Annotated in this window: 20 protein-coding genes; 11 read left to right on the top strand and 9 right to left on the bottom strand. The window is 61.7% G+C overall.

Features of this window, described 5'->3' with window-relative positions:
* Positions 1-13: 13 nt before the first annotated feature.
* Complete coding sequence (greB, locus tag BLS27_RS22235; protein WP_090346863.1) at positions 14-493, top strand: transcription elongation factor GreB; 480 nt, start codon at positions 14-16, stop codon at positions 491-493.
* 172 nt (positions 494-665) lie between these two features.
* Here the strand turns inward: greB and BLS27_RS22230 are convergent, their stop codons facing one another.
* Together BLS27_RS22230 and BLS27_RS22225 are read right to left on the bottom strand one after the other, a co-directional pair.
* On the bottom strand, positions 666-3173 hold the full coding sequence (locus BLS27_RS22230) for an ABC transporter permease (RefSeq protein WP_090346862.1): 2508 nt from the start codon (positions 3171-3173) through the stop codon (positions 666-668).
* The gene (locus BLS27_RS22225; RefSeq protein ID WP_043213513.1) at positions 3173-3847 is read right to left on the bottom strand and encodes an ABC transporter ATP-binding protein; all 675 of its coding nucleotides are present in this window, start codon (positions 3845-3847) and stop codon (positions 3173-3175) included. The genes BLS27_RS22230 and BLS27_RS22225 overlap by 1 nt, the downstream gene beginning before the upstream one ends.
* Positions 3848-3857: 10 nt before the next feature.
* Between BLS27_RS22225 and BLS27_RS22220 the strand changes: the two genes are divergently transcribed.
* From BLS27_RS22220 to BLS27_RS22210, 3 genes are all read left to right on the top strand, one after another.
* Positions 3858-4463, top strand: coding sequence for an arylesterase (locus BLS27_RS22220; protein ID WP_090346861.1), 606 nt, complete (start codon positions 3858-3860; stop codon positions 4461-4463).
* Between the two features lie 58 nt (positions 4464-4521).
* Positions 4522-4803 (top strand): hypothetical protein, encoded by a 282-nt coding sequence (locus tag BLS27_RS22215; protein ID WP_043215816.1) that lies wholly within the window; start codon positions 4522-4524, stop codon positions 4801-4803.
* A gap of 106 nt (positions 4804-4909) precedes the next feature.
* A complete protein-coding gene (locus BLS27_RS22210) occupies positions 4910-5884 on the top strand; it encodes a L,D-transpeptidase family protein (RefSeq protein WP_043215815.1) in 975 nt (324 codons plus the stop codon).
* A 152-nt stretch (positions 5885-6036) separates the two neighbouring features.
* On the opposite strand, the gene oprI is transcribed toward BLS27_RS22210, so the two are convergent.
* Complete coding sequence (gene oprI, locus BLS27_RS22205) at positions 6037-6288, bottom strand: outer membrane lipoprotei OprI (RefSeq protein ID WP_003259780.1); 252 nt, start codon at positions 6286-6288, stop codon at positions 6037-6039.
* A 491-nt stretch (positions 6289-6779) separates the two neighbouring features.
* On the opposite strand from oprI, the gene BLS27_RS22200 reads away from it, so the two are divergent.
* The gene (locus tag BLS27_RS22200) at positions 6780-7061 is read left to right on the top strand and encodes a GNAT family N-acetyltransferase (protein WP_043215814.1); all 282 of its coding nucleotides are present in this window, start codon (positions 6780-6782) and stop codon (positions 7059-7061) included.
* A 68-nt stretch (positions 7062-7129) separates the two neighbouring features.
* On the opposite strand, the gene BLS27_RS22195 is transcribed toward BLS27_RS22200, so the two are convergent.
* On the bottom strand, positions 7130-8206 hold the full coding sequence (locus tag BLS27_RS22195) for a 3-deoxy-7-phosphoheptulonate synthase (RefSeq protein WP_043215813.1): 1077 nt from the start codon (positions 8204-8206) through the stop codon (positions 7130-7132).
* Positions 8207-8476: 270 nt separating this feature from the next.
* Between BLS27_RS22195 and BLS27_RS22190 the strand changes: the two genes are divergently transcribed.
* The 3 genes from BLS27_RS22190 to cysB all read left to right on the top strand — a co-directional run bounded on the left by BLS27_RS22190 (position 8477) and on the right by cysB (position 11128).
* On the top strand, positions 8477-9424 hold the full coding sequence (locus BLS27_RS22190) for a putative 2-dehydropantoate 2-reductase (RefSeq protein WP_090346860.1): 948 nt from the start codon (positions 8477-8479) through the stop codon (positions 9422-9424).
* 104 nt (positions 9425-9528) lie between these two features.
* Positions 9529-10026 (top strand): universal stress protein, encoded by a 498-nt coding sequence (locus tag BLS27_RS22185; protein ID WP_043215810.1) that lies wholly within the window; start codon positions 9529-9531, stop codon positions 10024-10026.
* A 127-nt stretch (positions 10027-10153) separates the two neighbouring features.
* Positions 10154-11128, top strand: coding sequence for an HTH-type transcriptional regulator CysB (gene cysB / locus BLS27_RS22180; RefSeq protein ID WP_027593928.1), 975 nt, complete (start codon positions 10154-10156; stop codon positions 11126-11128).
* A gap of 91 nt (positions 11129-11219) precedes the next feature.
* Here cysB and BLS27_RS22175 read toward each other — a convergent pair whose 3' ends face one another.
* The 5 genes from BLS27_RS22175 to rloA form a co-directional block, all read right to left on the bottom strand.
* Positions 11220-11954, bottom strand: coding sequence for a phosphoadenylyl-sulfate reductase (locus BLS27_RS22175; RefSeq protein ID WP_043214017.1), 735 nt, complete (start codon positions 11952-11954; stop codon positions 11220-11222).
* 126 nt (positions 11955-12080) lie between these two features.
* Positions 12081-13424, bottom strand: a complete 1344-nt coding sequence (pabB, locus tag BLS27_RS22170; protein ID WP_090346859.1) for an aminodeoxychorismate synthase component I — start codon at positions 13422-13424, stop codon at positions 12081-12083.
* A 192-nt stretch (positions 13425-13616) separates the two neighbouring features.
* Positions 13617-14597 (bottom strand): alpha-L-glutamate ligase-like protein, encoded by a 981-nt coding sequence (locus BLS27_RS22165; RefSeq protein ID WP_043214012.1) that lies wholly within the window; start codon positions 14595-14597, stop codon positions 13617-13619.
* The gene (gene rloB / locus BLS27_RS22160; protein WP_043214010.1) at positions 14597-16129 is read right to left on the bottom strand and encodes an osmotic stress tolerance membrane protein RloB; all 1533 of its coding nucleotides are present in this window, start codon (positions 16127-16129) and stop codon (positions 14597-14599) included. The genes BLS27_RS22165 and rloB overlap by 1 nt, the downstream gene beginning before the upstream one ends.
* A 5-nt stretch (positions 16130-16134) precedes the next feature.
* Positions 16135-16671 (bottom strand): retropepsin-like aspartic peptidase RloA, encoded by a 537-nt coding sequence (rloA, locus tag BLS27_RS22155; protein WP_043214007.1) that lies wholly within the window; start codon positions 16669-16671, stop codon positions 16135-16137.
* 295 nt (positions 16672-16966) lie between these two features.
* On the opposite strand from rloA, the gene BLS27_RS22150 reads away from it, so the two are divergent.
* The 3 genes from BLS27_RS22150 to prpC all read left to right on the top strand — a co-directional run bounded on the left by BLS27_RS22150 (position 16967) and on the right by prpC (position 19884).
* Positions 16967-17683 carry a GntR family transcriptional regulator gene (locus BLS27_RS22150; RefSeq protein ID WP_090346858.1) on the top strand — a complete coding sequence of 239 codons (717 nt, stop codon included), beginning with the start codon at positions 16967-16969 and terminating at the stop codon, positions 17681-17683.
* Entirely contained in the window at positions 17680-18570 is an 891-nt protein-coding gene (gene prpB, locus BLS27_RS22145) for a methylisocitrate lyase (RefSeq protein ID WP_043214002.1), read from the top strand. Before BLS27_RS22150 ends, prpB begins: the two co-directional genes overlap by 4 nt.
* Positions 18571-18756: 186 nt before the next feature.
* Positions 18757-19884 (top strand): bifunctional 2-methylcitrate synthase/citrate synthase, encoded by a 1128-nt coding sequence (gene prpC / locus BLS27_RS22140; protein WP_043214001.1) that lies wholly within the window; start codon positions 18757-18759, stop codon positions 19882-19884.
* The last annotated feature ends 81 nt before the right edge of the window (positions 19885-19965 follow it).

Here is a 19965-nt window from a genome sequence, read left to right as displayed (position 1 = left end):
AGGAGAATGCCGCTTGAGCACCAACATCATCACCACTGAAGGTCATGAGGCTCTGAAGAAAGAGCTCGATCACCTGTGGCGAGTCTATCGTCCCGAGATTACCCAGAAGGTCACCTGGGCCGCCTCCCTGGGCGACCGCAGCGAGAATGCGGACTACCAGTACAACAAGAAGCTTTTGCGAGAGATCGACCGCCGGGTCCGGTACCTGCGCAAGCGGCTTGAAGACGTCAAGGTGGTGGCCTATTCGCCGCAGCAAGAGGGCAAGGTGTTCTTTGGTGCCTGGGTGGAAATCGAAAATGACGAAGGCGAGGTGCTCAAGTTTCGGATTGTGGGGTATGACGAGATCTATGGGCGCAACGACTATATTTCCATCGACTCACCCATGGCGCGGGCGCTGCTCAAGAAGGAAGAGGGTGATGAGGTGGTGGTGAAGACACCTACGGGGGAGGCGATCTGGTACGTCAATCGTATTTTTTATGGGATTGATGGGTAGTCGGGTTGTGCTGTTTTCAAGAGGCTTCGCGCGAACGCATCTCATACAGACCTTCGATTGAGGGGGCATTACCCAGAGGGCCGCGATGCGGCCCATCGCAGGTTTCGCCAGCGCCACAGTTCCTCGCGGCCTTCGCCAGAATCAGATAGCCACACCCTCTGAAAGCCCAAGCCTACCCCTCCCGCAATACCACCAACGGACTTGCATTCAAGGCCCGCCGCGTCCCGACGACTCCAGCTCCGCCTATCACGACAGCTCCCACCACCGGCACCACCAGCAACCAGGGATGTGGCCCCCACGCCAGATCAAACGCATATCGGTAGAGCACCCAAGTAATCAGCTCGCACCCTAGCGCAGCCAACAACCCACTCACCGCTCCAAGCAAGCCGAACTCGATCCGCCTTGCCTTGACCAGTAACGGCCTGGCGGCCCCTAGCGCGCGCAACAACGCCCCCTGGCGAATACGTTCGTCCAATGTCGCCTGGAGCCCGGCGAATAGCACCGCCAGCCCCGCCGCCAGGACGAACAACAGTACGTATTCGACCGCCCATGTCACCTGCGCCAGGATGCTGCGCAACTGCGCCAGCAGCGCATCGACCTGGAGAATGGTCACCGCCGGAAACGCCCGTGACAGAGCAACGGCTTCCTGGTCGTGCCCTGGCGCCAGGTAGAAACTGGTCAGGTAGGTCGCCGGCAGCCCTTGCAAGGTTCCAGGCTGGAAGATCATGTAGAAGTTGGGCTGGAAGCTGTCCCAGTGCACGGCACGCAAGCTGGTCACCCGCGCCTGGCGTTGCTGGCCGCCGATATCGAAGTCAAGCAGATCTCCGAGCTTGAGTTTCAGACTGTCGGCAAGCTGGGCTTCCACCGAAACCCCAGGCAACTCGTCTGCAGCAGGTGATGCTTGCCACCAGTGGCCGGCGCTCAGGGTGTTGCCTGGAGGCAGTTCGGCGGCCCAGGTGAGGCTGAGGTCACGCTGCACGGCGCGCTCGGCGGTGGACTCCTTGCTGACCAACTGGCGCACCGGCTGACCGTTGATGTGCGTCAGACGTCCCGGTATCACCGGATACAGGGGAGCTGAGCTGGCGTTGATCGCCTGCAGTCGCTGGGCGAAAGGGTCGCGCTCGTCAGGCAGGATATTGAGGGCGAAGTGGTTGGGGGCGTCATTGGGCAGTTGAGCTTGCCAGGTATCGAGCAATTCACCTCGCAGCAGTGCGACCAAGGCCATGGCCAGCAGGATCAGGCCGAAGGCTAGCGTCTGGCCGGCGGCAGCCAGTGGATGGCGCAGCAGTTGACCCAGGCCCAGACGCCAGGCCAAGGGAGCACTGGCCAGCACTCGTCGCAGGCTGCGCAGGCCTAGCAGTAGCAGGCCACCAAGCAGCAAGGCGGCGAAGACGCCCCCGGCGAGCAAGGCCGAAGTGAGTAAAAGGTCCAGGCTCAAACGCCACATGATCAGCCCCAGGGCAAACAGGGCTGCGCCGTATACCAGCCAGCTGCTCGGCGGCACGGGCAGCAAGTCGCGGCGCAATACACGCAAGGGTGGGACGCGGCCAAGGGCGGCCAGCGGCGGCAGGGCGAACCCGGCCAAGGCCACCAGGCCAGTGCCTATGCCGGCCAGGGCTGGGGTCATGCCGCCAGCCGGCACCTCGCTCGGCATCAGCCCTTGCAACAAACGGAACAGCCCCAGCTGCGCCAGCCAGCCGAGCAAGGCGCCGGTGGTCGCGGCAATCAGGCCGAGCGCGGCCAATTGCAGGCAGTACATGCCCAGTGCCTGATGTCGGGAAAGCCCCAGGCAACGCAACAAGGCACTGGCATCCAGGCGGCGGGCCGCATAGCGACTGGCAGACAGCGCGACGGCAACCCCGGCCAGCAATACCGCCACCAGGCTGGCCATGTTCAGGTAGCGCTCAGCCTTGCCCAGCGCACCACCGACTTGCTGGTTACCATCACGTGTGTCGAGCAGGCGCTGGTTGGCGGCCAAGGTCTTTTTCACCTCCCCACGGTACTGCGCCAGCGCCTCGGGAGTACCGCGCCACAGGTCGCGGTAGCTGACCCGGCTTCCCGGCTGGATCACACCGGTGGACTGCAGGTCCGCTATGTTCATCAGCACGCGTGGTGTGAGGCTATAGAAGTTGTTGGCGCGATCGGGTTCGTAGGTCAGCACACGGCTCATACGCAAGGTCTTCATGCCGACGTCGATGCTGTCGCCAATCGATAGCCCCAGCGCCGCCAGTAGACGTGCCTCGACCCAGGCTTCGCCAGGTGCGGGGCCGCCGCCAGGGGTTTCCTCGGCATAGGGCGTGGCGGCACTGCGCAGCTGGCCGCGAAGAGGGTAGGCGGCGTCGGCGGCCTTGATGCTCGATAGCTGGATGCCGCTGTCGCCGCCGACCACGCTGGTGAACTCCACCACATGAGCGTGCTGCAGGCCGGCCGCCTTGCCTGCGCTGATTTGCTTGTCTCGGGCCGGCGAGCCGCCTTGCAGCACCAAGTCAGCACCGAGGAATTCGCTGGCGCGTAATTGCATGGCACCGTTTAGGCGCGCGCCGAAGTAGCCGATGGCAGTGCTGGCTGCCACCGCCACCAGCAGGGCGAAAAACAGCACCCGAACTTCCCCGGCGCGGGCATCGCGCAGTAACTGCCGCAGGGCCAGGCGACAGAAGAGGGAGAAGGGCAGGCGGCTCATCAGGACTCCACCAGGCGGCCGGCATCCAGGCGGATCAGACGTCGGCAGCGTTGGGCCAGGCGCTCGTCATGGGTGACCAGAACCAGTGTGGTCCCACGCTCCTTGTTCAATTCGAACAACAAGTCGCTGATGCGTTCGCCGGTATGGCTGTCCAGATTTCCGGTCGGCTCGTCGGCGAACAGCACCGCAGGCTGGGCTGCAAAGGCGCGGGCGATCGCCACCCGTTGTTGTTCGCCACCGGAGAGTTGGCGTGGGGTGTGGCTCAGGCGTTTGCCCAGGCCGACCCGCTCCAGCAGGGTCCGGGCTTGCTCGCGTGCATCGCGGCGGCCATCGAGCTCCAGCGCAAGCATGACGTTTTCCAGAGCGTTGAGGCTGTCGAGCAACTGGAACGACTGAAACACGAAGCCCACATGCTCGGCGCGCACCCGGGCACGCTGATCTTCATCGAGAGGGCCCAGGTCATGGCCGGCGAGTATGACCTTGCCCGCACTGGGGCGGTCGAGGCCGGCGAGCAGACCGAGCAGGGTCGATTTACCCGAGCCCGAGGCGCCTACGATGGCCAGGCTGTCGCCTTGCGCAAGGGACAATGACAGGGCGTGGAGGATGGTCAGGTCACCTTCCGCGCTGGGGACCACTTTGCTAAGGTTCTGCGCAACGAGAATGCTGGGGCCCATGGAGAATCCGATGCGAGTGTGGTGGTTGAGTGCCGGTCTGGCCCTGTATTGCCTGGCCCAAAGCGCGGCGGCAGGTACACTGCTGGTCGTTGGGGATAGTATCAGCGCCGGTTTTGGCCTGGATAGCCGCCAAGGATGGGTTTCCCTGCTGCAGCAGCGCCTTAAGGAGGAGGGTTATACCGACCAGGTGGTCAATGCCTCGATCAGTGGAGACACCAGTGCCGGTGGCCAGGCGCGGCTGCCGGCGCTGCTTGCGGCGCACAAGCCGAGCCTGGTGGTACTGGAGCTTGGCGGCAACGACGGACTGCGAGGGCTGCCGCCCCAGCAATTGCAACAAAATCTTGCTTCGATGGTCGATCAGGCGCGTGAGGCGGGCGCCAAGGTGGTTCTGCTGGGTATGCGGCTGCCGCCCAACTATGGTGTGCGTTATACCAGCGCCTTCGCTCAGGTCTATGAGCGCTTGTCGGCTCAGAAACAAGTCCCCTTGGTGCCTTTTTTTCTTGAAGGGGTCGGCGGTGTGCCGCAGATGATGCAGGCCGATGGTATCCACCCGACCGTAGGGGCCCAGCCGCGCTTGCTGGAAAATGCCTGGCCGGCGATAAAACCCTTGTTGTGACGCTTTTATCGGGGCCGGCTTTCGGCTAATGTTGCGCCCCCCGCTTCGAGAGCCCCCAATGCCGCGCCCTGCCTGGTCTTTGTACGCCTATCAACTGATCGAGCCCGATGAACAGCTCGACCTGTTCGCTTGCCAGGAGGTTCGCGTTCACCTGGTGGCGCGTCAGCTCGAGCTTGGCGTGCCCGTCGATCGCACGCTGTGCGGTGGGCTGTTGCCAGCGCAACCGCGCTGGTCCGCAGTGGAGCGGTCGGTCTACCGCGATGGTCGCCTTTGTGCGTTGTGCCGAGCGATTCTCGATGCCCAGCGCCGTGGCATGCGTCCGGTGTGGCCGGAACTCTGAGCACCTTTCATCATCTGAAATGCCAGCATGAACCCGATGCCTCCCGCTTGTCCTGGGGTAGGTGTACAATCGATCCTCTTGACCCATCTTTCGAAGGATTTACCGGATGTTGCCGCGCCTTCCCGCCGTCACCCGTAGCTTGTCCCTGGCCGCCCTGTTGGTGGCCGGTCCAACCGTTGCGCTGGAATTGCCGTTGCCACCTGCCGGTGAAGATATCGTCGGCCAGGTCCAGGTGATCAAAGCCAAGTACGAAGACACCTTTGCCGACATCGGCACCGCCAATGACCTGGGCTACCTCGAAATGATCGCGGCCAACCCGGGCGTGGATCCATGGCTGCCGGGCGCTGGCACCGAGATCATCCTGCCGACCCGCTACATTCTGCCGCCAGGTCCGCGTGAAGGCATCGTCATCAACCTGGCCGAATACCGCATGTACTACTACCCGAAAGGGCAGAACGTGGTGCACACCTTCCCGCTGGGTATCGGTCGCGAAGGGTGGGGCTCGCCCATCGCCAACACCAAGATCACGGCCAAAACCCCTAATCCGACCTGGACGCCACCCGCCTCGATCCGTGCCGAACACGCCGCCGACGGTGACATCCTGCCTGCCGTGGTGCCGGCCGGCCCGGACAACCCACTGGGGCCGTTCAAGTTCACCTTGGGTGTACCGGGTTACCTGATCCACGGTTCGAACAAGAAGTTCGGTATCGGCATGCGTACCAGCCATGGCTGCTTCCGTATGCTCAACAACAACGTGCTGGAACTTTCCAAGATGGTCCCGGTGGGTACGCCAGTACGTATCATCAACGAACCCTACAAGTTTGGCATCAGTGGCGGAAAGGTCTATCTCGAGGCTCATACACCGCTCGATGATCATGGCAATCCATCGGTGGTGGATAAACATACTGCGGTCATCAATGCTCTGCTCAAGCGCGAAGACCTAGCCAACAACTTGCGCATGAACTGGGACATGGTGCGCGACGTGGTGGCTGCCGAAGATGGCATGCCAGTGGAAATCGCGGTGCCGGTCAATGGTGGGACAGCGCCGATGGTTTCGAGCATTCCCCCGGAGCTGCAGTAAGCGGGATGTCTCTTTCGGGAGGTGCTCCCGTTAACCCGAATCGAGGCCTGCCTTAGTGCAGGCCTTTTTCGTTTTTGCCGTTTGCTTTTCAGGCGGGAATAAAAAAAGCCGACCCACTAGTGGGTCGGCTCCATAACAATCCGTGAGGATTATTACTTGCGGCTGGCTTTGTCCAGCATGCGCAGAGCGCGCTCGTTGGCTTCGTCAGCGGTCTGCTGAGCCTTCTGAGCGGCAGCCAGAGCGTCATCAGCCTTACGGTAGGCTTCATCAGCACGAGCTTGAGCGCGAGCTGCTGCGTCTTCAGTCGCAGTCAGACGAGCTTCGGTTTCTTTGGATACGCTGCTGCAACCGGTAGCCAGAACTGCGGCCAGAGCCAGAGCAGAGAATTTCAGAACGTTGTTCATCGTGTTCCCCTTCAAGGACTTTCTATTAAAGAGCCATCTCTCGGAAAAGAGAAACTGGCCGGCGTACATAGTACCCATTACTTGTAGTAAGTAAACTGACTAAGCGCAAGAACTGCAAAAAAAATGTTGCCGCCCCCAAAAGGTGACAACCTTTGTATGGCATTTGTGAAAATTTTGCGCAGCGGCTGCAAGCATTTGTAGAGCGGGAACTTTTTGGTGAACTAATGGTGACTTTAACTGTCGGTCAGCGTCATAGGCCTAGAACACTGTGTACGCGGCCGCGAAGCGACCGGCAGGGGTTATCTCGTACTTTTTCCCCGTGCCACCTTGAGCAATCCCGCTTCCGGCGCCTACTATTTGTAGGGTGCCCGCGCAGCAGAACGATTCGGATCGCCTTATGGTCCAAGGGGCAGGGGTGGCGTAGAGGTTCCTCCGCCGGAAACACCATCGGTTAAGGTAAGGGTCTGCCGACAGACCTGCGAGGAGTAGTGATGAGCGAAGCGTTGACCATCCACCATGACCAGGCCGGTCATCAGTTCGAGACCAATGTGGACGGTCACCGTGCCTATCTGACGTACATGGACTTGGGCAAGCAGACGCTGGATATCTACCGTACCTTCGTGCCCAATGCCCTACGGGGGCGAGGCATCGCTGCAGCGTTGACCGAGAAGGCGCTGGAATACGCCGAGGAGATGGGCTACACGGTGATCCCCTCCTGCTCCTACGTCGAACGCTACATGGAGCGTCAGCAACGTCAGTCGAGCAAGGCCTGAACGGTACAATCGAACACCGAACATGAAAACGCCGGGCATTGCCCGGCGTTTTCGTTTGCTCCCGATTGTCAGCCGCGCTGACGCTGAGGCAGGACATCCTTGAGCTTGGCGCGCATGCTGCGCAGGGCCTTCTCGGTGGCGCTCCAGTCGATGCAGGCATCGGTAATGGAAACACCGTATTGCAGCTCGTTCAGGTCCTTCGGAATTGCCTGGCAACCCCAGTTCAGGTGGCTTTCGACCATCAAGCCGATGATCGACTGGTTGCCTTCGAGGATCTGGTTGGCGACGTTCTCCATTACCAGCGGCTGCAGGGCCGGATCCTTGTTGGAATTGGCATGGCTGCAATCGACCATGATGTTGGCCTTGATCTTGGCCTTGGCCAGATCTTGTTCGCACAGGGCAACGCTGACCGAATCATAGTTGGGCTTGCCGTTGCCACCGCGCAGCACCACGTGGCCATAGGCGTTGCCCTTGGTGGTGACGATGGACACGCCACCTTCCTGGTTGATGCCCAGGAAGCGGTGAGGCTTGGAGACCGACTGCAGGGCATTGATAGCCACGGTCAGGCCGCCGTCGGTGCCATTCTTGAAGCCGACTGCCGAGGACAGGCCGGAGGCCATTTCCCGGTGGGTCTGGGATTCGGTGGTGCGGGCGCCGATGGCCGACCAGCTGATCAGGTCCTGCAGGTACTGCGGGGAGATCGGGTCGAGTGCCTCGGTGGCGGTGGGCAGGCCCATTTCGGCCAGGTCCAGCAGCAACTTGCGACCGATGTGCAGACCGTCCTGGATCTTGAAGGAGTCATCCAGGTAAGGGTCGTTGATCAGGCCTTTCCAGCCGACGGTGGTACGCGGCTTCTCGAAGTACACGCGCATCACCAGGTAAAGGGTGTCGGAAACTTCTTCGGCCAGCACCTTCAGGCGTTCGGCATACTCGTGGGCGGCTTTGATGTCGTGGATGGAGCAGGGGCCCACCACGACGAAGAGTCGATGGTCCTTGCCGTCGAGGATGTTGCGCACCACTTCTCGGCCGGCAGTCACGGTCTGCAGGGCCTTGGCGCTGAGGGGGAGTTCCTTCTTGAGCTGATCGGGGGTGATCAAAGTCTCGTTGGAGGCAACGTTAAGGTCGTCGATCGGTAAATCAGCCATCGTGTTACTCGTCAGGTCACGGGTGCCGGCCGCCAGCAATCCCCGTGCGGCCCAGCAGCAAGATTGTTCGCAACGGGGAGCCGAACCTTAGCGCGTTACAAGGTGGCTCGACAATGGGCTGCTCCCCGCTGGTACTGGGTTTTTACGACCAAGGCGTGATTTATTTGCAAGGTGGTACGGCCAGCTAAGGGGCGAGCGGATGCTTCTGCGTTCGAAAACCGGAGGGTTTAGGTGTAAAACCAAGTACCAGATTTCGGACAAGGAGCGCGTGTGGACACTAGCAACCCACGTATCGGCATTATCGGCAGCGGCGCCATCGGCGGTTTCTACGGGCTCATGCTTGCGCGGGCCGGTTTCGATGTGCATTTTCTGTTGCGCAGTGAATACCGCATCGTGCATGAGCATGGCATGGCCGTGGACAGCGCGGTTCACGGCCAATTGCACATGAAAGTGCAGGCCTACGCCTCGGCCGCCGACATGCCGCCCTGCGACTGGTTGCTGGTAGGCGCCAAGGCCACCAGCAACCGGGAGCTTGCACCGCTCATCCTCCAGGCCGCAGCCCCAGGTGCCAGGGTCGTGTTGTTGCAAAATGGCCTGGGCGTGGAGGAGCAGTTACGGCCGTCACTGCGCGCCGATATGCACCTGCTTGGCGGACTGTGCTTCATTTGCGTCAACCGCCAGGCACCTGGAGTGGTGTGCCATCAGGCGCTGGGCACGGTCAATCTGGGATACCACAGTGGTCCGGCCGAGGATCGAGGTGCCGCTATCGTTGCCCAAGGGGTGGCGCTGTTCCGGGCGGCGGGCATCGACTCCCAGGCCATGGATGACCTTGCTCAGGCCCGTTGGCAGAAGCTTGTATGGAATATGCCTTACAACGGTCTTTCGGTACTGCTTCAGGCCAGCACCACAGCACTGATGACGGACCCCGACAGTCGTGATCTGGTACGCGCGCTGATGGCTGAAGTGGTGCAGGGAGCCCAGGCTTGCGGCCATGACTTGCCGAATGGTTACGCCGAGCAACTGTTTCGCCTGACCGAAAAGATGCCTGATTACTGGCCAAGCATGTACCACGATCATGCCCAGCGGCGACCGCTCGAGTTGCAGGCGATCTATGCCGAACCGCTGGCACGTGCGCAAGCGGCTGGGTGTCATTTGCCGCAACTGCAGATGCTGTATCAGACCCTGGCCTTCATCGACCGTCGCAATCGCAGCGGCTGACCCCTCCAGGCCGGGCGCTGGCAGCGCGCCGGACGGCCAAGCGGTCGTACGCGGCGCTGCTAAGCTGAACCTTGCTCTGTCGTAACGGCAGTCGAGGAGGTCGAATGATTCATTCCATGCTGTATGCCACCGACCTCGGTGTATACGCGCCTTTTGTCATGCAGCACGCCTTGGCCCTGGCCCGGACATTCAACGCAGAGCTGTACGTGATCCATGCGGTGGAACCCATGGGCCAGTTCGCCGAGTCCCTGCTGCAGAGTTACCTCGACGAGCAGACCCTGGACGAGCTGCACAGCGAGGGTGTGAATACGGTCATGGCCAACATCGAGCAGCGGGTGTTGGAAAACTTTCGTGACGAACTAGGTGAAGAAGCGGACCTGGCCTTGATCCGGGCGGTGAGGGTGCGTCAGGGGGATCCGGCCCAGGTGATCATCGAGCAGGCTAAGCGCTTGAGCGTCGATCTGCTGATTTTCGGCAGTCACAGCCAGGGAGCAGGGGTGGATGTGCCGATCGGCCGCACTGCGGCGCGGTTGCTGCAACTGTCCCCGGTTCCGATCTACATGGTGCCGTTGGCGCAGCATTTGGGGCGTAGGAAAGGCTGAAACAGGGGGTAGGTCAAAACGAGGGCGCGTAACAAAATAGTTCTAGTTTTATTTCGGGAACCACTAATATAGTTATATCTCATCGCTGCCTGCTGCCGGTGACCTACCGCTGATCCGAGGGAAACCTATGAAGCTTCAACAACTGCGCTATATCTGGGAAGTAGCGCACCATGACCTCAACGTCTCCGCGACAGCGCAGAGCCTCTATACCTCCCAGCCCGGGATCAGCAAACAGATCCGTCTGCTCGAAGACGAGCTCGGCGTCGAGGTCTTCGCCCGCAGCGGCAAGCATCTGACACGCGTCACTCCCGCCGGTGAGCGCATCATCAATACCGCCGGTGAAATCCTGCGAAAGGTCGAGAGCATCAAGCAGATCGCCCAGGAATTTTCCAACGAGAAAAAGGGCACCCTGTCCATCGCCACCACCCATACCCAGGCACGCTACGCGCTCCCGCCGGTGATCAGCAGTTTCATCAAGCAGTACCCTGAAGTCGCCCTGCACATGCATCAGGGTTCGCCCATGCAGATCGCCGAGATGGCTGCCGACGGCACCGTCGATTTCGCCATCGCCACCGAGGCGTTGGAGCTGTTCGGCGATTTGATCATGATGCCTTGCTACAAGTGGAACCGCTGCGTGGTGGTGCCTCAGGGGCATCCGCTGACCAAGCTGCCGAAGCTGACCCTCGAAGCGGTCGCCGAGTACCCGATCGTGACCTACGTGTTCGGTTTCACCGGTCGTTCCAAGCTGGACGAGGCGTTCAATCACCGTGGCTTGACGCCGAAAGTGGTATTTACCGCCGCCGACGCCGACGTCATCAAGACATACGTGCGCCTGGGGCTGGGCGTGGGTATCGTGGCCAAGATGGCTGTGGACACCAAGCTCGACAGCGACCTTGTGGCCCTGGACGCCAGCGAACTGTTCGAGGCCAGCATCACCAAGATCGGCTTCCGCCGTGGCACCTTCCTGCGTGGTTTCATGTGCGACTTCATCGAGAAATTCGCGCCGCACCTGACCCGCGAAGTGATGGCCAAGGCCATCCAGTGCCATAACAAGCAGGAGCTCGAAGAGCTGTTCGAAGGGGTCGAGCTGCCGGTGCATTGAGCTACAAGCCCCGAGCTACAAGCCACAAGAAAAAAGCGGTCCTCATGAGGGCCGCTTTTTTCTTGTGGCTTGTAGCTTGGAGCTTGTAGGGTCAGGCCTTGGTGATCAGGTTGCCGGCGTGCAGGCCGCATTCCTTCTGGGTCGACTCTTCCCACCACCAGCGACCTTCACGTTCGTGCTGGTTGGGCAGCACAGGGCGTGTGCACGGCTCGCAGCCGATGCTGATGAAGCCGCGCTCATGCAGGCTGTTGTAGGGCAGCTCGAGCATGCGGATATAGCCCCAGACTTCCTCGCTGGTCATCTGCGCCAGGGGGTTGAACTTGTAAAGGGTGCGCTCGGGTGTGGAAAACGCTGTGTCGATTTCCAGTGCTGCCACTTGGCTGCGAGTGCCGGGACTTTGATCGCGGCGCTGGCCGGTTGCCCACGCGCTCACGGTGGCCAGCTTGCGGCGCAGCGGCTCGATCTTACGGATGCCGCAGCATTCGCCATGGCCGTCCTTGTAGAAGCTGAACAGGCCTTTTTCCTTCACGAAAGGGTCGAGCAGGGCGCGGTCGGGGCTGAGGATCTCGATCGGCAGGTTGTACTGCTCGCGGACCTGGTCGATGAAGCGGTAGGTCTCCGGGTGCAGGCGACCAGTGTCGAGACTGAACACCTTGACCTGCTTGTTCAGCTTCCAGGCCATGTCGACCAGCACCACATCCTCGGCGCCGCTGAAGGAAATCCACAGGTCATCGCCGAAGTGCTCGAAGGCAAGCTTGAGGATCTCCTGGGGGGACTTGCTGGCATAGGTCGCGGCCAGGGCGGCGACGTCGAAGGGTTGGCTCATCAGGCGGTTTCCATCGTGTGTGTGGCGCTGTGCGCTCGTAGTGAGCCGATGGTAACAAAAAATGGCAGGTAGACGTTTGCCTTGAGGCGCCTCTTCGCGGTTCGGCCCGTGAAGAGGCGCCAACGGTCACAAGCTTTGCAGGGTTTCCATCAATACCCGCACCTTGGCGATGGACTCTTCGTACTCGGCCTGCCATTCGGAGTCGGCCACCACTGCGCCACCGCCCCAGCAGCAGACCTGACCTTTCTTGACCAACAGGCTGCGAATGGCGATGGAACTGTCCATCTCGCCCCGTACGTCCACGTACAGCAGCGAGCCGCAGTACAGCGCGCGGCGCGTCGGCTCGAGCTCGTCGATGATCTGCATGGCGCGGATTTTCGGGGCGCCGGTGATCGAGCCACCGGGGAAGCTGTCGCCGATCAGGTCCAGGGCATCCTTGCCGGCGGCTAGGCGCCCGGTGATGCTACTGACCAGGTGGTGGACGTTGGGGTAGCTTTCCAGGCTGAACAGCTCAGGCACCTTGACCGAGCCGATCTGGCAGGTGCGCCCCAGGTCGTTGCGCAGCAGGTCGACGATCATCAGGTTTTCCGAGCGATCCTTGGGGCTGTTCTGCAGCTCGGCGGCGTTGCGTGCGTCCTGCTGCGGATCGGCGGAGCGAGGGCGGGTGCCTTTGATCGGCCGGGTTTCAACCTGGCCCTGGCTTACCTGGATGAAGCGCTCCGGCGAGAAGCTCAGCAAGGCGCTGCCGTCGGCCAGCTGCTGATAGCCGGAGAACGGCGTCGGGCAGGCCTTGCGCAGCGCCTGATACGCCCGCCACGGGTCGCCTTGGCAGGGGGCGCGGAAACGCTGAGTCAGGTTGATCTGGTAGCAGTCGCCTGCCTGAATGTACGCCTGTACCTGATCGAACGCGTCTCGGTATTGCGTAGGATGCAGGTCGCCGCGCATCGGCGCGAGCAAAGTGAAATCGCTTGCCTCATCGGCCTCAGGCGTTTCGAACAGCTCGATCAGGCGGGCGCGTTCGCCGGCCTCGAGGCTGGGGTGGAACACCAAGTGTGTCGTGCAGCGCAAATGATCACTGACCATGGCCCAGGCATACAGGCCCAGCTGCGCGTCCGGCAGGCCAAGGTCATCCTTAGCCTGGCTGGGTAAGTGCTCCAGGCGTCGACCGAAATCGTAGCTCAGGTAGCCGATCAGGCCGCCGGCGAACGGCAGTTCGATGCCGTCGGGCAACGTCGCGTGACCCAGATGAGCAAGAGCATCGCGAAGGCGTTGCAGATAGGCTCGGCCATCTTCTCCCGCCTCGGCTTGCAAGTGCTGCAACGGCCAGGCGCTGAGCAGGTCGAAGCGACCACGCTCGGCGCCGGGGCGGGCACTGTCGAGCAGGATCGCGCCCGGCGCCTGACGCAGGCGGGCGAAATGGACAGCGGGGTCGATCTGATAGGGCAGGGGGTGAAGCGTACAGGTTGGCATCAGAGTGGACGGCGATGACAAAGCGAGGAGGGGGATTGTATTCGCCTGTGGGAGAAGCGCAAAGCTGTCGGGCGGAGAAGATGGCAGATGGCGAGGCTAGGCTCGTTCGCGACTGAGCCGGCTCCCACAGTAAAAGCGCTTGCACTGTGGGGGCCGGCGAAGCCTACGATGGGCTGCAAGGCAGCCCTGGGTTTATTGCGGGTGAACGTGCCCGAAGAGGCCTTGGGACACGCGTACGCGTTGCTCGGCGGTTTCCTTCACGCCGTCTTTGGCCAGCGCTTCCAGGTGCGCCTCGATGGCGTGGGTGCGCTGGGTCAGGCCGCAGTCGTTGGCGATCTGGATATTCAGACCCGGGCGGGCGTTGAGCTCGAGAATTAGCGGGCCTTTGTCCTGGTCCAGGACCATGTCGACCCCGATGTAGCCCAGGCCGCACAGTTCGTAGCAGCTGGCTGCCAGCTTCATGAAGCCATCCCAGTTCGGCAACTGCACGCCATCCACCGCGTTGGTGGTGTCCGGGTGCTTGCTGATGATCTTGTTCAGCCAAGTGCCACGCAGGGTCAGGCCGGTGGCCAGGTCCACGCCCACGCCGATCGCACCCTGGTGCAGGTTGGCCTTGCCGCCGGACTGGCGGGTCGGCAGGCGCAGCATGGCCATCACCGGGTAGCCCATCAGCACGATGATGCGAATGTCCGGCACCCCTTCATAGCTGATGCTCTTGAAGATCTGGTCCGGGGTGACTCGATACTCGATCAGCGCGCGGTCGCGGTGCCCTCCGAGCGAATAGAGCCCGGTGAGGATGCTGGAGATCTGATGCTCGATCTCCTCGTGGCTGATGATCTTGCCCGACACCGTGCGGTAACGGTCCTCGAAGCGGTCGGCGATCACCATGATGCCGTCACCACCGGCCCCCTGGGCCGGTTTGATGACGAAATCGTTGCGGTTGCCGATGATCTGGTCGAGTTTCTCGATCTGCTTTTCGGTCTCGATGATGCCGTACATCTCCGGCACATGGATGCCGGCCTTGATCGCACGCTCCTTGGTGATGATCTTGTCGTCGACGATCGGGTACAGGTGGCGCTTGTTGTACTTCAGGACGTAGTCCGCGTTGCGCCGGTTGATACCCATGATGCCCCGGGCCTCCAGGGCTTTCCAGGTCTTGATCAGTCCGAACATCAGGCGTCAGCCTTCACGAAAGCCTTGAAGCGAACGAGCTCGGTCAGGCGGTAGCCGCGGTAGCGACCCATCGCCAGCATGAAGCCCACCAGGATCAGCAGTACGGCCGGGAAGGTGAAGACGAAGTACACCAGCTCCGGCACCATCATCAGCAGATGCGCCAGCGAAGCAGCGAACAGGGTGCCGATGGCCACCTTCATGGCATGGCCGCCGCCACGCTCTTCCCAGGTGATCGACAGGCGTTCGATGGTCATGGTCAGGATCACCATTGGGAACAGGGCCACCGAGAGGCCGCGTTCCAGACCCAGCTTGTGACTGAACAGGCTGATGGCGGCGATCAGGACCACGACGAAGGTCAGCACCACCGACAGGCGCGGGAGCATCTGCAGCTTCAGGTGTTCAAGGTACGAGCGCAGCGACAGACCCAGGGCGGTGATCACCGTGAACAGCATGATGCCAAAGCCCAGCTGGGTTTCGCGGAAGGCCAGGGCGATCAGGACCGGGGTGAAGGTGCCGAGGGTCTGGATGCCGATCAGGTTGCGCAGCACCAGGATCACCAGCACACCGATCGGGATCATCACCATGATCATGAAGGTCTGCTGGGTCTGCAGGGGCAGGCCGTACAAGGAGTATTCCAGGAAGTCGGCGTCGGTGTTCTCGTCGGTCAGCTTGGCCAGGCGGATGGCGTTCATCTCGCTGTTGTTCATGCTGAAGGTGACGTTGGCTTTCTTGCCGCCATCGACGGTGATCAGGTTGTCATCACCGGTCCACCACAGCAGGCGATCGCTGGGCAGACCCTGTTCGCCGGTATCGGGATTGAAGTACAGCCAGTCGTTGCCGTTGAAGCTGCGCAGCCACAGTTCGGGTGTTTGCGGGGTGTCGGCAACCAGGCGGATGGTGTGGACTTTCTCCATCGGCACGTGGGCGATGGACAGCAGCAGGTCGATGACCTGGGCTTTCTTCATCGACGAGGTATCGCCGGCCAGCAGCAGCTTGACGTTGTCGTCGTTGAGGTTGTTGACCCGCTTGATGGTCTCGCTGACGAAGGTCTCGACATCGGCCGAATGCTGGCGGATCGGTGCCATCAGCGCTTCAGCGGCGATCTTCTCAGGGCCTTCGACCGCCAGGCTGTCGCGGAAGGTCGGGCCTTTGACCGTGGTCTTCTCGTTGCTGTAGCGCTTGGTCAGCACCAGGCGGTAGTAAAGGGTCTGGTTGCCGCTGGCTCGGCGGGCCGACCAGGTCACCTTGCGGTTGCCGTCGGCGCGGTTGACGCTCACCCCATAGTTGTTGGAGATGAAGCTCTCGTTGAGGCTGACATAGTCACGGTTCAGGGGGGGCACGAACATCTGCACCTTGACCGGGTCCTTCGAGTTGGCGACGAACTCGACCTTGGCGTCGATGTTCCACAAATCGTCGGTTTCATCCTCGGTCACCGGGATGCCAAGGATGAAGATCTGATAGGCCGTGACCAGCACGCCCAGGAGCACCAGGACGGTGATCAGGACTTTCAGGTGAAGGGTAAGAGAGCGCATCGGAATTACTCTGCGGTGGGAGCTTTGGTGGCGCAGGCAGGTTTGCCGGCCGCGTATTTAAGGCTTGGGTCGACCAGCGCGTCAAAGTGCTTGAGCGCCTCGGAACCAATGAGCAACGGGAACTGGAAGGCACTGCGGTCGGTGAGGTTGACCTCGATGGTGCGCCTGGCCTGACCCATGCAGATATCCAGTTCGATGACCGGGCGGGCGGTGTAGGCCTTGCCTTCGTCGGGGTTGTAGTCGCCGGCCCGGCGCTTGATCTTGCTGACGCGGGCCAAGGGACGCTCGATCGGATGCGAATGGGCAGCATCGATGGCCAGGTAGAAACGTACCCAGCTTTCGCCGTTGCGCTTGAAGCGCTTGATGTCTCGGGCACTCAGGGACGCGGTCTTGGCGCCAGTGTCGAGTTTGGCCGCCACCTCCAGATCAAGATCGGAAAGGCGCGCATATTCATTCAGGCCGTACACGGTCTTTTCTCCCGCCTGGCCAAGGGCCGGCAGCAGGGCGAGGCAGAACAGCAATGAAGCGGGTGTAAGTCTCATAAATCCTGGCGCGGTGCTGTGCGGGTTCGGGGCAAGGCGACTGGCAAGTACTGCGCAAGCTTCCTCGTTCATCTGTCAACACGCTGAAAAGGTTGGCAGACACACTATCCATACTCCCTTGGGAGGCGCGGCATTCTATCACGCCGACAGTTGGACGCCAGCGCGCCGCGATCTGACAGCAGGTGTATCGGGTAAGTTCGTTCTTAGACGATTGTCGACAATATTGATTTTGTCTTTGACTCCATTGCTCCGTTTAGCTAGCTTTGGCGCTATTGAAACGCAAGGTGTCGACAATATGTTGGATGCAAGCCAAGCGCTCCTGTCTGCGTCGGATGAGTCGGAAACGCTCTCGGAGAACGTCTTCCGGCGTATCCAGGCGGCCATCGTCAAAGGCGAGATCGCCCCGGGCAGCAAGATCTCCGAACCGGAACTGGCTCGCACCTATGGGATAAGCCGTGGCCCGTTGCGCGAGGCCATTCACCGTCTGGAAGGCCAGCGCTTGCTGGTTCGGGTTCCGCATGTCGGCGCCCGGGTGGTGTCGCTCAATCACGCCGAACTCATCGAGCTGTACGAAATCCGTGAATCGCTTGAAGGCATGGCTTGTCGTTTGGCTGCCGAGCGTATGAGCCTAGTCGAGATCGATGAGTTGCGCCGGGTACTGGACACCCACGAGCGCGACGCGGCGTTCCAGGCCGGCGTCGGCTACTACCAGCAGGAAGGCGATTTCGACTTCCACTACCGGATCATCCAGGGCAGCGGCAACCAGACCCTGGTCAAGATGCTCTGCGGCGAGCTGTACCAGCTGGTGCGCATGTACCGCATCCAGTTTTCCGCCACGCCCAATCGTCCACGCCAGGCGTTCGCCGAACACCATCGCATTCTCGATGCCATTGCCGACCGTGACGGCGAGCTGGCCGAACTCCTGATGCGTCGCCACATCGGCGCATCCAAGCGCAACATCGAGCGTCACTACCAAGGCGCCGACAACAATAGCCCACGAGGTGAGTCATGACTTTGAAGAGCACGCCCGGCCAGCGTTTCCGTGACGCGGTTGCCGCCGAACATCCGTTGCAGGTGGTCGGGACCATCAATGCCAATCATGCCCTGCTGGCCAAGCGTGCCGGCTTCAAGGCCATCTACCTCTCCGGCGGCGGTGTCGCGGCGGGCTCCCTGGGCCTGCCTGACCTGGGCATCAGTGGCCTGGATGATGTGCTGACCGACGTGCGCCGGATCACCGATGTGTGCGACCTGCCGTTGCTGGTGGATGTCGACACCGGTTTCGGTGCATCGGCTTTCAACGTGGCCCGTACCGTGCGCTCGATGATCAAGTTCGGCGCGGCGGCCATTCATATCGAGGACCAGGTCGGTGCCAAGCGCTGCGGCCACCGCCCGAACAAGGAAATCGTCACCCAGCAGGAAATGGTCGACCGCATCAAGGCCGCGGTGGATGCCCGCACCGATGACAGCTTCGTGATCATGGCTCGTACCGACGCTCTGGCCGTCGAAGGCCTGAACGCCGCCCTGGACCGCGCCGCCGCCTGCATCGAGGCCGGTGCCGACATGATCTTCCCCGAGGCGATCACCGAGCTTTCGATGTACAAGACCTTCGCTGACCGCGTGAAGGCGCCGATCCTGGCCAACATCACCGAATTTGGCGCCACGCCGCTGTACACCACCGAAGAGCTGGCCTCGGTCGATGTCTCGCTGGTGCTGTACCCGCTGTCGGCCTTCCGGGCCATGAACAAGGCAGCCGAGAACGTCTATACCGCACTGCGCCGCGACGGTACCCAGAAGAACGTTGTCGACACCATGCAAACGCGCATGGAGCTCTACGATGCCATCGGCTATCACGCCTTCGAGCAAAGCCTCGATGCGCTGTTCGCCCAGAAGAAAGGCTGAAGGTTCGAGGCTGTGCAGGAGTGAGCGGCCGGTTCGCAGGTAAGACCGCTCCCACAGGGTTTTCGCTGATGCTCGATGATGCGCCGGACCTGCAGGAGTGGGTTTCACCCCACGCATGAGACCGGCACAGGCAACCGAATTAGCCAGCAAGATTTCGATAACAAATTCAAGAAAGGAGAACACACCATGGCCGAAGCAAAAGTACTCAGTGGCGCAGGCCTGCGTGGCCAGGTGGCCGGCCAGACCGCGCTGTCGACCGTTGGCCAGGCCGGTGCCGGCCTGACCTACCGTGGCTACGATGTCCGCGATCTGGCGGCCGGTGCCGAATTCGAAGAAGTCGCCTACCTGCTGCTGTACGGCGAGCTGCCGACCAAGGCAGAGCTGGCTGATTACAAACGCAAGCTCAAAGGCCTGCGCGAGCTGCCCCAGGCCCTCAAGGAAGTGCTCGAACGCATCCCCCGCGACGCCCACCCGATGGACGTGATGCGCACCGGCTGCTCGGTACTGGGCACCTTGGAGCCTGAACTGACCTTCGAGGCCCAGCGCGAGAAGACCGACCGCCTGCTGGCCGTCTTCCCGGCGATCATGTGCTACTGGTACCGCTTCACCCACCATGGCGTACGCATCGATTGCACCAGCGACGAAGACACCCTGGGCGGCCACTTCCTGCACCTGCTGCATGGCAAGAAGCCGAGCGAGCTGCACGTCAAGGTGATGAATGTCTCGCTCATTCTCTACGCCGAGCACGAGTTCAACGCCTCGACCTTCACCGCCCGTGTCTGCGCCTCGACCCTGTCGGACCTGTATTCGTGCATCACTGCAGCCATCGGTTCGCTGCGCGGCCCGCTGCACGGCGGCGCGAACGAAGCGGCCATGGAGCTGATCGAGCGCTTCCAGAGCCCGCAGGAGGCCGTTGCCGAGCTGCTGCGCATGCTTGAGCGCAAGGACAAGATCATGGGCTTTGGCCATGCGATCTACAAAGAGTCCGATCCGCGCAACGAGGTCATCAAGGGCTGGTCGAAGCAGTTGGCCGATGAAGTGGGTGACACCGTGCTGTACCCGGTCTCCGAAGCGATCGACAAGACCATGTGGGAGCAGAAGCGCCTGTTCCCCAACGCCGACTTCTACCATGCCTCGGCGTACCACTTCATGGGCATCCCGACCAAGCTGTTCACTCCGATCTTCGTCTGCTCGCGCCTGACCGGCTGGGCTGCGCACGTCTTCGAACAGCGCGCCAACAACCGCATCATCCGTCCGAGTGCCGAGTACGTTGGCGTCGAGCAACGCAAGTTCGTGCCCATCGAGCAGCGTTGAAACAGAGCGCTCCGCGTTCCCTGCAGGAGAGGAGCAAGCCCGCTCCTGCAGGGGTGGTGCCCGCTTAGGTAAACCGTGACC

Origin of the sequence: Pseudomonas guariconensis, assembly GCF_900102675.1 — a bacterium.
GTDB classification, from domain to species: domain Bacteria; phylum Pseudomonadota; class Gammaproteobacteria; order Pseudomonadales; family Pseudomonadaceae; genus Aquipseudomonas; species Aquipseudomonas guariconensis.
This window is presented reverse-complemented; position numbering and strand designations above follow the sequence as displayed.